The 12,900-nt window shown below is 70.2% G+C and carries 11 protein-coding genes; 8 read left to right on the forward strand and 3 right to left on the reverse strand.

Annotation, left to right across the window (positions count from 1 at the left end; all coding sequences use genetic code 11):
• Positions 1-51: 51 nt before the first annotated feature.
• The 5 genes from K1T34_RS38815 to K1T34_RS38835 all read left to right on the forward strand — a co-directional run bounded on the left by K1T34_RS38815 (position 52) and on the right by K1T34_RS38835 (position 6,277).
• Positions 52-429: a hypothetical protein gene (locus tag K1T34_RS38815; protein ID WP_220239693.1), complete on the forward strand. Its 378-nt coding sequence runs from the start codon at positions 52-54 to the stop codon at positions 427-429.
• Between the two features lie 40 nt (positions 430-469).
• Positions 470-1,780: an ammonium transporter gene (locus K1T34_RS38820; protein ID WP_220239694.1), complete on the forward strand. Its 1,311-nt coding sequence runs from the start codon at positions 470-472 to the stop codon at positions 1,778-1,780.
• Positions 1,777-2,115 (forward strand): P-II family nitrogen regulator, encoded by a 339-nt coding sequence (locus K1T34_RS38825; RefSeq protein ID WP_220239695.1) that lies wholly within the window; start codon positions 1,777-1,779, stop codon positions 2,113-2,115. The genes K1T34_RS38820 and K1T34_RS38825 overlap by 4 nt, the downstream gene beginning before the upstream one ends.
• A gap of 139 nt (positions 2,116-2,254) precedes the next feature.
• Entirely contained in the window at positions 2,255-3,796 is a 1,542-nt protein-coding gene (locus K1T34_RS38830) for an amidase (RefSeq protein WP_220239696.1), read from the forward strand.
• Positions 3,797-4,057: 261 nt separating this feature from the next.
• Positions 4,058-6,277, forward strand: coding sequence for a GAF domain-containing sensor histidine kinase (locus tag K1T34_RS38835; protein ID WP_220239697.1), 2,220 nt, complete (start codon positions 4,058-4,060; stop codon positions 6,275-6,277).
• Between the two features lie 48 nt (positions 6,278-6,325).
• Here K1T34_RS38835 and K1T34_RS38840 read toward each other — a convergent pair whose 3' ends face one another.
• From K1T34_RS38840 to K1T34_RS38850, 3 genes are read right to left on the reverse strand one after another with little or no spacing between them, the layout of a single operon-like run.
• Positions 6,326-7,429: an amidohydrolase family protein gene (locus K1T34_RS38840; protein ID WP_220239698.1), complete on the reverse strand. Its 1,104-nt coding sequence runs from the start codon at positions 7,427-7,429 to the stop codon at positions 6,326-6,328.
• Positions 7,426-8,550, reverse strand: a complete 1,125-nt coding sequence (locus K1T34_RS38845) for an amidohydrolase family protein (protein ID WP_220239699.1) — start codon at positions 8,548-8,550, stop codon at positions 7,426-7,428. Before K1T34_RS38845 ends, K1T34_RS38840 begins: the two co-directional genes overlap by 4 nt.
• The gene (locus K1T34_RS38850) at positions 8,547-9,059 is read right to left on the reverse strand and encodes a Rieske 2Fe-2S domain-containing protein (RefSeq protein ID WP_220239700.1); all 513 of its coding nucleotides are present in this window, start codon (positions 9,057-9,059) and stop codon (positions 8,547-8,549) included. The genes K1T34_RS38845 and K1T34_RS38850 overlap by 4 nt, the downstream gene beginning before the upstream one ends.
• A gap of 252 nt (positions 9,060-9,311) precedes the next feature.
• Between K1T34_RS38850 and K1T34_RS38855 the strand changes: the two genes are divergently transcribed.
• The 3 genes from K1T34_RS38855 (at position 9,312) to K1T34_RS38865 (ending at position 12,876) form a co-directional block, all read left to right on the forward strand.
• Positions 9,312-10,631: an MFS transporter gene (locus tag K1T34_RS38855; RefSeq protein ID WP_220239701.1), complete on the forward strand. Its 1,320-nt coding sequence runs from the start codon at positions 9,312-9,314 to the stop codon at positions 10,629-10,631.
• Between the two features lie 68 nt (positions 10,632-10,699).
• Positions 10,700-12,214 carry a GAF domain-containing sensor histidine kinase gene (locus K1T34_RS38860; RefSeq protein ID WP_220239702.1) on the forward strand — a complete coding sequence of 505 codons (1,515 nt, stop codon included), beginning with the start codon at positions 10,700-10,702 and terminating at the stop codon, positions 12,212-12,214.
• Positions 12,211-12,876 (forward strand): response regulator transcription factor, encoded by a 666-nt coding sequence (locus tag K1T34_RS38865; RefSeq protein WP_255637872.1) that lies wholly within the window; start codon positions 12,211-12,213, stop codon positions 12,874-12,876. Before K1T34_RS38860 ends, K1T34_RS38865 begins: the two co-directional genes overlap by 4 nt.
• Positions 12,877-12,900: the final 24 nt, after the last annotated feature.

Consider the following 12,900-nt stretch of genomic DNA (forward strand, 5'->3'; position numbering starts at 1 on the left):
GGCCGGTCCCGCACAGGCCGGGCGTCGCGAGGCGCGGAGGTGCCGACGATCATGACCGACCCGTTTCCCCGAACCACGGCGACGTTCGTCGTCACCACCACTCGCAAGTCGGCCGCGGGCGGCGACCTCGACTGCGCCGTCGCCGAGCGCCTGTCCGGGCTGCCGGCCGACGAGCTCGCGTTGCGCCCGAGTGTGCTGATCGTCGACCTGACCCGCGTGACCTTCTGCGGCACGCGGGTCCTGCACCTGCTCCTGACGGCTGCGGCCGATGCCCACGCGGCCGGAATCCCGTGCGTGTCCTCCGGTATGTCCTTTCCGGACAGTCCACGGCGGATCGCCGGTTCCGTTCGTCCGTTTCACACGTTTTGTCGTATTCGGAGTAGGCGGCGGACTCACAGCGGAAACACGCCGGTAACACCGCCCGGTTAACTTCCTGCCGCGGGTCGGCGAGACGAGGAGACGTACGGGCGTGGTGGATACGGGAAGCACGGCGTGGTTGCTCGTCAGCGCGGCACTGGTGATGCTGATGACGCCGGGCCTCGCGTTGTTCTACGGCGGGATGGTCCGCGCCCGGAGCGTGTTGAACGTGATGGCGATGACGTTCATCTGTCTCGCGACCGTCGGCCTCGTCTGGGTGGTCTACGGGTATTCGCTCGCGTTCGGCGCCGATTGGTTCGGCGGGCTGCTCGGCGATCTGCGGCTGGCCGGTCTGCGCGGGATCGCGGAGCAGACGATCGGGCCGGCGGGGAGCAAGGTGCCGCTCTTCGCGTTCGTCGCCTTCCAGATGATGTTCGCGGTCGTCACGGTGGCGCTGCTGGCCGGCGCGATCGCCGAGCGGGCCCGGTTCTGGACCTGGACGGTGTTTTCCGTCGTGTGGGTCACTCTGGTGTACCTGCCGGTCGCGCACTGGGTCTTCGCGCCCGACGGGTGGGTCGCGAGCAAGCTCCATGTGCTGGACTTCGCGGGCGGCACCGTCGTCGAGGTGAATTCCGGTGCCGCCGCGCTGGCGCTGGCGATCGTGCTCGGTCGCCGCCACGGCTGGCCGAGGCAGGCCGCCCGGCCGCACAACCTGCCTTTCGTGATGTTCGGCGCCGGGCTGCTGTGGTTCGGCTGGTTCGGTTTCAACGCCGGCTCCGCGCTGGCGGCGAAGAACTTGGCTGCCACGTCGTTCTTGAACACCACCGTCGCGGGGGCGGTCGCGGTGCTGGGCTGGCTGCTCGTCGAGCAGTTCCGCGACGGGAAACCGACCACCCTCGGCGCCGCGTCCGGTGCGGTGGCCGGGCTGGTGGGGATCACGCCCGGGTGTGCCTACGCCGAACCGCTCGGCGCGATCGCCATCGGCCTGGTGGCGGGGGTGGTGTGTTCGTTCGCGGTGGGACTGAAGTACCGGTTCGGGTTCGACGACGCACTGGACGTGGTCGCGGTGCACGGCGTCGGCGGCTTGATCGGGACGCTGCTGATCGGCTTGTTCGCGACCGTCAGCGTGGATCCACAGGGGGTCAACGGCCTGTTCTACGGCGGCGGACTCGACCAGCTGTGGCGCCAAGCGGCCGGGACGTTCGCGGTACTAGGGTACTCGCTGGTCGTGACCTTCCTGATCGGCTGGGTCATGCACAAGTTCATGGGATTCCGGCTCGACCGCGAGGCTGAGATCGACGGTGTCGACGAGGCCGAGCACGCCGAAGGCGCGTACGAGCTGGCAGTCCAATCCGGACGCCGGGGCAGCGTGCCCGCCGGTGCCGCGGGATCGCACCGGCCGGCACGCGAGGAGACTCGATGAAGCTGCTGACCGCCGTCGTCAAACCGTTCGTGCTCGACGACGTCCGGGAGGCTCTGCAGGAACTCGGCATCGCGGGCATGACGGTCACCGAGGTCCGCGGATACGGCCGGCAGAAAGGCCACACCGAGATCTACCGGGGCGCCGAGTACGCGATCGACTTCATCACGAAGCTCCGCCTGGAAATCCTCCTCGACGACGACCAGGTCGAGGCCGTGCTGCGCACGGTGCGCGAGACCGCCCACACCGGCAAGATCGGCGACGGCAAGATCTGGGTCACCCCGGTGGAAACCGTCGTCCGCGTCCGCACCGGCGAACGCGGATCTGACGCTCTGTAGGCCTGCCCTGCTCCGCAACAGAACCCATTGCCGACACCCCGAGCCGGCTCTCACCCAGGCCGCGTCGGCTCGACACGCGTTGACGTGCTGACCGATCGTCCCTAGGTTCGACCCCATCGCCGACCTCGAGGGAGCGGTCATGGCCATTCCGGTGCCCGATGCGGTAAGGCTCGCGGCGCTGTCGCAGCACTACGGATTCGACTTGACCCAGGCCGAGGTCGGGGAGTTCGTCCCGGTGGTCGAGGGGACGCTGGCGGCGTCGGAGGAGGTCGAGCGGCTCTACCGCAGGTCTGCGCCCGAGGCACCCGTGCGTGAGTTCGCGCTGCCGGCGGACAATCCGCTCAACGCCTGGTCGGTGCGGACCGCGATCAGCGAGACGGCGGAAGGCTCGCTGGCGGGCCGGACGGTCGTGGTGAAGGACAACGTCGCCGTGGCCGGGGTTCCGATGGTCAACGGTTCGGCGTCGATGGACGGCTTCGTGCCGAGGCGGGACGCCACGGTCGTGCGCCGGCTGCTGGCCGCGGGCGCCACCATCTCCGGCAAGTCGACGTGCGAAGACCTGTGTTTCTCCGGGGGCAGTTTCACGTCGTGGCCGGGGCCGGTGCGCAACCCGTGGGACCTCTCGCGCAACGCGGGCGGGTCCTCGAGCGGCAGCGCCGCACTGGTGGCGAGCGGCGGTGTCGACCTGGCGGTGGGCGGGGACCAGGGCGGCTCGGTGCGGATCCCGGCGTCGTTCACCGGCATCGTGGGGCACAAGCCGACGTACGGATTGGTGCCCTACACCGGCGCCTTCCCGATCGAGCAGACCATCGACCACCTCGGGCCGATGACGCGCACGGTGGGCGACGCGGCGCTGATGCTGAGCGTGCTGGCCGGTGTCGACGGCTACGACTCCCGCCAGCCGACAGTCCTCGATCCGGTCGACTACGTCGCCGCTCTGCGCGAGAGCGCGTCCGGTCTGCGGGTCGGCGTGGTGCGGGAAGGATTCGGCACACCCGTGTCACTGACCGGTGTCGACGACGCGGTCCGTGGCGCCGTGGAGGTGTTGCAGGCGGCCGGGCTGACCGCGGACGAAGTCTCGATCCCGTGGCACCTCGACGCCATGGCGGTGTGGAACGTGATCGCGACCGAAGGCGCCGCCTACCAGATGATCGACGGCCACGGGTACGGAATGGGCACCTGGGGCCAGTACGACCCCGAGCTGATCGCGCACTACGCCCAGGGCCGGGTCGCGCGCGGTCGCGACCTGTCCAAGACGGTCCAGCTCGTCGGCCTCTCGGGCCGCTACACCTTCGAACTCGGCGGCGGCAAGTACTACGCCATGGCGCGCAACCTCTCGTACGAATTGCGCGACGCCTACGACGCGGCACTGGCCGAGTACGACGTCCTCGTCATGCCGACGCTGCCCTACGTCGCGCGGGAGCTGCCGTCGCCGGACGTGTCTCTTGCCGACTACCTGGACACGGCGCTGTCGATGATCGGCAACACCGCGCCCTTCGACGTGACCGGGCACCCCGCCTGCAGCGTCCCCGCCGGCCTCGTGGACGGCCTGCCCGCCGGCATGATGATCATCGGCAAGCGGTTCGACGACGCCACCGTCCTGCGCGTCGCCCACGCCTACGAGCAAGCCGTGGGAGGTTTCCCCGCTCCGGCCGGCGCCGCGGCGCCGGCGACGTCTTGAGGGGCGACTCTGTGTGTTCGGCGTGCTGGCGGTTGCCCACGCTCTCGAGGCGCTTCGCCGGGCGTTGGCATCAGACTGGGCTGTTGAGTCGCGCGGCCTGGCGTGTCCGGGCACTCGATCGACGCCTGGGCCCGGCACGTGCCGGACGCGGTTGCGGTCGAGCGTCGCCAGGCCTTGACCCGGGGTGACGTGCCCGTCGTTCCAGTTGCTCCCGCTGATTCTCAGTACCTCTGGCTGGTACTCGGTTCCTTGACTGCATTCATGGTCGGGCGCACTGTTGGGTATCGGCGACGTCCAGTGTGTGGCGCCGCCGTTGCGGAGGATCTGACGGCTGACCGGACGGACGAGCGGATCGCTGAGGAGCGGGCGGCGCTGCGGCGAGTGGCGGCGTTGGTGGCGAGTGCCGTGCCTCCCGGCGAGGTGTTCGCGGCGGTTGCCGCCGAGATCGGGCGTGTGGTGGGCACGGACGTCATCACGATAAACCGTTACGGTCCGGATCGAATCGCAGTCGCGGTCGGCGTGTGGACACGGACTGCCACGAACTCGCCGCGTCCTGGCACCCGGTTCAGTGTGGATGACTCCGACGTATTGAAGTTGGTGCACGAGACGGCCCAGCCAGCGCGAATCGACCACGTCAACGAACTCGTCGACACGCCCACCACGGGGGCGTGCAAGCAGCTTGGTTCCGTGGTGGGCGTGCCGATCAGCGTCGAGGGCAGGCAGTGGGGTGCCGTAGTCGTTCTGTCGTTGCAACCGCGAACGTTGCCGGACGACATCGAGGAGCGCCTGGTCGGATTCACCGAGCTCGTCGCGACGGCGATCGCGAACACGCAGGCACGGGTCGAACTGCGTCGGTATGCCGACGAGCAAGCCGCGCTGCGCCGTGTGGCAACGCTGGTCGCGAGTGCTGCGACGCCTGAGGACGTGTTCGCCGCGGTCACGGCGGAGGTCGGCGGAGTCTTGGAGGTCGACTTCACGTTTCTGAGCCGATTCGACGCGGCCGATCGTGCGACGATCGTCGGCGCCTGGTGCCAGACCGATGACAGCACTGGGCTGGCCACCGTCGGCACCGGGTACGACCTGGCCGGATCGAACATTCCGACTCTGGTGTCACGAACGGGTCGAACCGCCCGGATCGATGACTACTGGGAGGCCACGGGCGCTGCCACCGACCTGATCCGGAAGCTCGGCATCCGGTCCGCGGCCGGGGCACCGATCAGCGTCGAGGGCCGGCTGTGGGGTTGCATCAGCGTGATGTCCTCGCGCGAGCAGTCACTGCCTGCCGACGCCGAAGGTAGGTTGACCGCGTTCACCAAGCTGGTCGCGACAGCCCTGGCGGATACGCTGGCCCGGTTGGAACTGCGTCAGTACGCCGATGAGCAGGCCGCGCTGCGTCGCGTGGCAACGCTGGTCGCTCGCGCCGCACCGCAGGGCGAGATGTTCACCGCCGTTGCCACCGAGGTCGGGATGTTGCTGGGGGTGGACCTTGCCGTTCTGAGCCGGTACGACCTCGACGGCTCTGCGGCTGTCGTGGGCGGTTGGTTGCGGTCCCGTCCCGACGAGCCCTTCTCCGCACGCGATCGACTCACGTCCGAGGGCCCACTGCACACCAAGGTTTTCCAGACTCACGCGCAGGCGAGAATCGACGATTACACAGTCAAGTCTGCCTCCGGTGCCTCATTCGCACGGATCTCGGGATTGCGCTCGGCGGTCGGTGTCCCGATCAACGTCGAACAACGGGTCTGGGGCGTCATCAGTGTGGCGACCACCGGGACCGAGCGCTTGCCGTCGAACACCGAGAAACGGCTGACCGCGTTCACCGAACTGGTCGGCACCTCGCTGGCCAAAGCCGAGGCACAAGCAGCGTTGCGAGCATCTCGGGCACGGATCGTGACCGCGGCCGACACCGCACGCCGCCGCATTGAGCGTGACTTGCATGACGGCGTCCAGCAACACTTGGTGTCTCTGGCACTTCTGCTGCGCGAAGCTCAGCTTGCCGCGCCGCCGAACGCCGGCGAACTGGTTCACCAACTCGACGGCGTCGTGGATGGGCTGGGCAGCGTGCTCGACGAGATCCGTGAGATCTCCCGTGGCGTCCACCCGGCTGTTCTGGCGGAGGGCGGGCTGCTGCCGGCTTTGAAGTCGTTGGCCCGGCGCGCGGCTCTGCCGGTCCATCTGGATATCCGCACGCAGGCGCGGTTCCCGGAACCGGTTGAGATCGCCGCCTACTACATCGTCGCCGAAGCACTCGCCAATACGGCCAAGCACGCGAACGCGACCGTGATCGACATCTTGCTGACCTCTGATGACGGCACACTGCGGCTCACAGTCCAGGACGACGGCCAGGGCGGAGCAGACCCCTCCCGAGGTTCAGGGCTGGTAGGCCTCACCGACCGAGTCGAAGCGTTGGGCGGCCATCTGTGGCTGCACAGTCCGCAGGGCGCCGGCACAACAGTCCGGCTCGCTATACCGCTTCCCTGACCCTGCGACACGGACCGGCACCGGCCATCGGGATCGATACCTCGAGGATCACGGGCCGAACGAGTACCAGGCGTCGGCGTTGCCGGCCAAGACCCGCGCCCGTTCGCCGTCGGTCAGTGCTGCCAGCAGCCGCTGCCCGCCGGGGCCGTGGTCGTGGGGGTGGTCGCTCGCGTACATCAGCATGGTGCCCGCGTCGAAGAGGTCGAGCGCCTGCCTGACCTGGAGCGGGTCCTGCGGCAGGTGGGCCGGCGCAGTGGTGAGCCGCAGGTGCCGCTGCGCGACCTCCGAAGGTTTGCCGGTCAGCCAGGGCACTTCGCGCCAGACGCCCTTCCAGTCCTTGTCGAACCGCCACAGCAGGGCCGGCAGCCACGAGAACCCGCATTCCAGCAAGGTCACCCGCAGCTCGGGCAGGTCGGCGAAGGCGCCTTGGGTGATCAGGCTGGTGATCTGCGCCTGCACGAGGATCTGCGAGTTGGCGAGGTAGTCCTCGAGGTAGGTGTGGGTGAGCCCGCTCGGGGTCGGCGCCTGGCCGATCCGTCCCCACGCGTGCAGGCCGACGACGAGACCGTGTTCGGCGGCGGCGCGAAGCAGCGGGCGGTGGCGGGTGTTGCCCCACGGTGCGTCGGTGCGTACCGGGAGCAGCACCTGCACGATCTGCGGATGGCTGCCGAGGCGTTCGATCTCGGCGACCGCGGCCGCGGGGTCGAGTGTGGGCACGACCATGCTCGCCCGCAGCCGGTCGTCGCGGCTCAACCACTTCTCGACGAGCCAGTCGTTGACCGCGCGGGTGAGAGCGGCCTCGTAGTACGGGTTGCGATTGCAGTGGAACGACGTGGTGCAGTTCAGCACGGCGAGCCTGAGCGACTCCGGGTCCAGCACCGCGGAGCGCACCTGCTCGACCTCGGTCGCGGGCAGGAGACCCGCGGCTCGTGCGGCGGGTGTGGCACTGGTGGGTGCGAGTGGCGGGTACGCCCCGCCCTGCGACGGCGACAGCGACTGCCCACCGTCCACGAGGTACTCGCGCCAATACTCGTCGAGGAACGGGGCCAGCTCGGCCAGCGACGCCGGTGCGCAGTGCACGTCGGTGTCGACGGCGCCGGTGCCGATCGCGGTCTCCGCAGCCGACACAGCCGACACAGCCGACACGCTCATCGCGTGCCCTCCGTGGCTCGCGCCGGCAGCCCGTACAGCCGGCAGGCGTTGGCCCCCATGATCTGTTCCCGTGCGTCGGACGGGAACAGTCGTGGCGCCAGCCGCGGGGAGTCGAAGTCCCAGTGCGGGTAGTCCGAGGCGAACATGATCCGATCGGTCATCCCGACGTGCTCCAGTGCGGTGGTGAGGTGGCGTGGGTCGTCCGGCTCTTCGATGGGCTGTGTGGTGAACCAGAGGTGCTCGCGGAGGTACTCCGAGGGCGGCTTGCGCAGGTGTGGCACGTCGATGCGCAGCCGCGGCCACGCCTCGTCGAGCGCCCACATCAGCGGCGCGGCCCAGACGATCCCGCCTTCCACGCAGATCACCTGCAGCGACGGGAACTCCTCGAACACGCCTTCGCACAGCAGGTTCGTGACCAGCGCCGCCATCACGTTGCCGTTCCAGACGTGCTCTTCGAGGTAGAACGACGGCCACCCGGCGCCGCGGTGCTGCTCGATCCCGCCGGTGTGCGCCGCGACCGGGAGGCCCGCCTCCACCGCGGCGCGGTAGATCGGCCAGTAACGGCGTGAGCCGAACCCGGTCTCGCCACCGGTGGGCAGGAGCACCTGCACGAACCGCGGGTCGTCGGCGCGCCGCGCGATTTCCTCGGCGGCGAGGTCGGGGGACTCGGTGGGGATCGCGATCGAGCTGCGCAAGCGCGGTTCGGGCGTGAGCCACTCCTCGGCCAGCCAGCCGTTGAGCGCGCCGCAGAGGGCCGCGGAGTACCGCGGTTCCTCGGCGCCGAAAGTGTGTCCCTGCAAGGGGATCAGGACTCCGTGGTCGATGCCGAACTCGTCGAGCAGTTGCGCCTGCGTCGTACCCAGGTCGCTGCCGGGGATGCCGCCCGCCTCGGGCCACGAGTCGAGCCGGAAGCCGGCGTTGCGCACGCGCGGGTAGAACTCGGGCGGGTTCGGCACCCTGCCGCCGAACATCTCCCAGCGTTCCCGGTGCGCGCCGCTCAACCGTGCCCGGATGTCCGCGGCCTGTGCGCTCGGGTGGATGTCGGTGTCGACGATCGTGTACCCGGCCCGCGCGGCCGCGGTGCCCGGCGACGACGCACCGGTGGGCAGCGTGCTTGTCATGACGCACCTCCGACTGTGCCCGGCTTGGCCGCCGGGTGTGGGCTGGTCTCGACCACCACGTAGGCGTCCTCGACGTGCACGGGGTAGGTCTCGGTGACGTACGGGCCGGGGCGGCGCCCGCCCTTCGCACCGGGCTCAGGCGCCGAGACCTGATCGGCCGCGACGGTGCCCTCTTCGACGCGAGGCTCCACGGACACCGTGTACGTGCGGGCCCGCGGCTCACCGGGGCCGAGGAACGACTGGCCGGTCTCGAGGTCGTACTCCCAGCCGTGCCACGGGCAGGCGACCAGGGCCTCTTCCTCGGCCATCGCGTACTCGCCCGGCCCGGCGGAGCTGACCCACGGCTTCGTGCGGCCGAGGCACAGCGGCCCGCCCATGTGCGGACAGTGGTTGTTGATCGCGTAGAAGCGGTCACCGACCCGGAACACCCCGATCGACCTGCGCCCCGCCTGCACGATCCGGCGCTCGCCCGGCGGGAACTCGTCGAGTCGCGAAACGACTATCTTCACGGTTCGGACTGTAAGCAGCCGCTTCCCCGCGGTGGAAGCAGAAACTCGGGATACGCGACATCAACGCGGTGAATACGCACTCGATCGGCGTAGCCGGTGCGCGGCCACTGTCCTGAAAGGACGGTTCCGATCAGCGGGCACCGAGACAAACGACGTAGGCCGAACAGGTCGCCGCGGCCGTGCCCGGCGCGGTTTTGTCTGCTTTCCTCGGTGCGCCACCCGTGCCGAACCGCCCGCGAGGAGTACGGATCCATGGCCGAACCAGCACCGTCGACGCGTCCGTCGAAGAAGACCCTCTTCGCCGCGAGCCTCGTCGGCACGTCGATCGAGTGGTACGACTACTACATTTTCGGGACCGCGGCGGCACTGGCGTTCGGGTCGGTGTTCTACCCGAAATTCTCCTCCGCCGCGGGCACGCTCGCGGCTTTGGCGACGTTCGCGGTCGGCTTCGTCGCCCGCCCGCTCGGGGGTGCGGTGATCGGGCACTTCGGCGACCGGATCGGGCGTCGGTCGATGCTCGTGCTCACCCTGCTGCTGACCGGCGGCACGACCACGCTCATCGGCGTCCTGCCGACCTACGCCGCGATCGGCGTCGGCGCTCCGCTGCTGCTCGTCCTCCTGCGGGTGCTGCAGGGCTTCGGGGTCGGCGGGGAATGGGGCGGCGCGGTCCTCATCGCCTCGGAGCACGCCACCCCGCGCCGCCGCGCGGTCTACGGCAGCTTCGCGCAGTTCGGCGTGCCGGTCGGGGTGCTCACGTCCAATCTCGCCTTCCTGGCCGTGTCCGGCCTGTCCGACGACGACTTCCTGGCGTGGGGCTGGCGGATCCCGTTCCTGCTCAGCGTCGTCCTCGTGGTGGGCGGGCTGCTGGTGCGCAGCCGGCTGCAGGACTCGCCGGAGTTCACGAAGGCCAAGCGGGAGCGGGCCACGAGCCGGGCGCCGTTCGCCGAACTGGTCCGCCGGCAACCGGTGACGCTGGTCCTGGCGAGCCTGGCCTCGATCGCTCCGCCCGCGATCGGCTACACCGTGACCGTCTACATGCTGACCTACGGGACGACCGTGGTCGGGTTCGACCGGACCACCCTGCTCTGGCTGATCCTGGCCTCGACCGCGATCTGGATCGGTGCGATCATGCTGGCCGCCCTCGCGAGCGACCGGTTCGGCTCCCGGCGGGTGTACGTGCTCGGCGCGGTGACCGCCGTGCTGTGGCCGGTGCCGATGTTCTTGCTGGTGGACACCGGCGACGCGGGCCTGGCGTTCCTCTCCTTCGCCGTCGCCGCGCTCGTTCAGGGCATCATGGCCGGGGCCCAGGGCGGGCTGTTCACCGAGATCTTCGACGTGCGAGTGCGCTACAGCGGGATTTCGATCGCCTACCAGCTCGGCGGGATGGTCGGCGGCGCCGTCACGCCGATCGTCGCGACCGCGCTGTTCGGGGCGAGCGGATCGTCGACCGTCGTCGCGCTCTACGTCGCCGCGCTGTCGCTGGTGAGCCTGGTGGCTGCGGTCGGGCTGAGCGTCCGGCGCGCGACCCTGACGGAAGACCGTTCCGCCACATCGGTGCGGCCGTCGGCGTGATTTCCACTCTGGCACCGCATAATGGGGCCATGCCAGGGCAACGGAGTCCGAGCGGAAGCAGGCCGGAATTGCCGTCCGAAGCTCTCCACGCCCTTGTTTCGGTGTCCGCCGACGGGCTCGCATTGCTCGACGCCGCGGGTTGTTTCGCCGCCCTCAACGACTCGGCCGCGGCCCTGCTCGGTTCGGCCGCAGCCGACCTGATCGGTGAGCCTGCGCCGTTCGCGCCCGACCCCGTGGAGCCCGACTCGGTGAAGCCCGACGCCGTGGCGCCGGACGGTGGCCGGCAAACCGTTCGCTGGCCGGTGCCGGGCGGACGGGTCCTGGATCTCGAGTACCGGCTGTCGCCGTTGTCCGACGGCGGGCAGGCGGTCTGGTTCAGCGACCGCACGGATGTCCGGCGTCAGCAAGAGCGGCTCACCGCGATCGCGCGGGCCGCGTCCAGCGTGGCCGGGGCGTTTTCGCTGCGGGCCACCCTTGACGCGGTGGCGCGCGAGATGGTGATGACGGCCAACATTGTCGCCGTGCAGATCCTGGCGCTCGACGATCCGGCCGCCGACCTGCGCATCCTCGGCATGGCGGGGTTCGGTCCGGCCGCCGATTTCGTCGACCGCCTCAGCGCGTGCCGGCGGCTCGGGGCGCACGTGCGGTTCTTCGACGCGTTCGTCGGCGGCGAGCCGGTGGTGCAGGTGCATCGCAAGGCCGCGATCATGGCCGACCCGACGTGGGAGCCGCTGCACGAGATCATGAACCGGCCGGACTGGGACGGGTTCGTCGCGATGCCCATGGTGGTCCGCGCCCGCACCGTCGGCGTGATCAACGCCTATTACCGCGCCGGGGAGGATCCGGGCGCGGGCTCGCTCGCGTTCCTGCAGGCGATGGCCGACCACGCCGCCGTCGCGATCGACACGGCGTCGTTGCTGGCGCAGACCCGCACGCGCGCGCAGTCGGACGAACGCCGCCGGCTGGCCCGCGATCTGCACGACTCGGTGGTCCAGCAGCTCTTCTCGATGCGCATGCAGGCCAAGGCACTGCGCGGCCGGCTCGATGGTCGCGACGCCGCGCTCGAGCACATCCGCCCGATAGCCGAGGAGCTCGCCGAGCTGTCCGCCGGCGCGCTCACCGACCTGCGGCTGCTGGTGTTCGAGCTGCGACCGCTGGACCTCGCCGAACACGGCCTCGTGGCCGCCGTTCGGGCGCACGCCGAGAGCGTGCGCGTGCGGACCGGGCTGGTCATCGACGTGGTCGCGGCCGACGAGCTGCGGATGACCGGCGCGCTCGACGTGCAGGAGGACCTGTACCGGATCGTCTGCGAGGCGGTGCACAACGTCGTGAAGCACGCCCGTGCGTCAACCGTCGAGGTCGGCCTTCGCGTCGAGGCCGACGACCTCGTCGTGCGGATCCGGGACGACGGTGCCGGTGGCGACGAGCCCCTCGGCAGCCGCGACCAGCTGGGCCTGGTGTCCATGCGCGAGCGCACCGAGCGCTGGGGCGGGCGGTTCGCGGCGGGGCCGGGCCCCGGCGGGGGCTGGACGGTGCGGGCGGCGGTGCCGCTGCGGCGAGTGCGGGAAGAGGCCACCGGATGAGCCCCGAAATGATCCGGATCGTGCTCGTCGACGACCACGTGGTGGTGCGACGCGGGCTGCGGGCGTTCGTCGAGATCGAGCCGGCCCTCGAGGTGGTCGGCGAGGCGGGGGACGGGGAGCAGGCGATCGAGCTGCTGCGCGAGTGGCGGACGCTGGAGCGGCCGCTGCCCCATGTGGTGCTGATGGACCTGCAGATGCCCCGGATGGACGGCGCGGAGGCAACCAGGCGAATCCTCGCGGAGCACCCGGAGGTGAAGGTCGTGGTCCTGACCAGCTTCGGCGAGGCCGAACGCGTGCACACCGCGCTCGCCGCCGGAGCCGCCGGCTACCTGCTCAAGGATGCCGAGCCCGAGGAAGTCGCCACGGCCATCCGCGCCGCCGCGGCCGGTGAGGTCCACCTCGACTCGGCCGTGGCCAAGCAGCTCACCCGGCGGATGGCCGCGCCCCGGGTCGGGCTCTCGGCGCTGACCGCGCGCGAGCGGGAGATCCTGGTGCTCGTGGCGCGGGGCTTCGCCAACCGGGACATCGCGGACACGTTGGTGATCAGCGAGCGCACCGCGCGTACGCACGTCAGCAATGTGCTGAGCAAGCTGCAGCTCTCGTCCCGCACGCAGGCGGCGCTGCTGGCGATCCGGGAGGGACTGACTCCGCCACCCGGCTGACGTCGGGCACCGCGATTTCCCCGC

The sequence above is a fragment of the Amycolatopsis sp. DSM 110486 genome, from assembly GCF_019468465.1.
Lineage (GTDB): Bacteria > Actinomycetota > Actinomycetes > Mycobacteriales > Pseudonocardiaceae > Amycolatopsis.

What these genes read in the sequence shown, in the direction of transcription:
- K1T34_RS38830 (WP_220239696.1), top strand. Translation starts at nt 2,255, where the DNA reads ATGGCCATTCCGGTGCCCGATGCGGTAAGGCTCGCGGCGCTGTCGCAG.
- K1T34_RS38840 (WP_220239698.1), bottom strand. Translation starts at nt 7,429, where the DNA reads ATGAGCGTGTCGGCTGTGTCGGCTGTGTCGGCTGCGGAGACCGCGATC.
- K1T34_RS38865 (WP_255637872.1), top strand. Translation starts at nt 12,211, where the DNA reads ATGAGCCCCGAAATGATCCGGATCGTGCTCGTCGACGACCACGTGGTG.
- K1T34_RS38855 (WP_220239701.1), top strand. Translation starts at nt 9,312, where the DNA reads ATGGCCGAACCAGCACCGTCGACGCGTCCGTCGAAGAAGACCCTCTTC.
- K1T34_RS38845 (WP_220239699.1), bottom strand. Translation starts at nt 8,550, where the DNA reads ATGACAAGCACGCTGCCCACCGGTGCGTCGTCGCCGGGCACCGCGGCC.
- K1T34_RS38835 (WP_220239697.1), top strand. Translation starts at nt 4,058, where the DNA reads ATGGTCGGGCGCACTGTTGGGTATCGGCGACGTCCAGTGTGTGGCGCC.
- K1T34_RS38825 (WP_220239695.1), top strand. Translation starts at nt 1,777, where the DNA reads ATGAAGCTGCTGACCGCCGTCGTCAAACCGTTCGTGCTCGACGACGTC.
- K1T34_RS38815 (WP_220239693.1), top strand. Translation starts at nt 52, where the DNA reads ATGACCGACCCGTTTCCCCGAACCACGGCGACGTTCGTCGTCACCACC.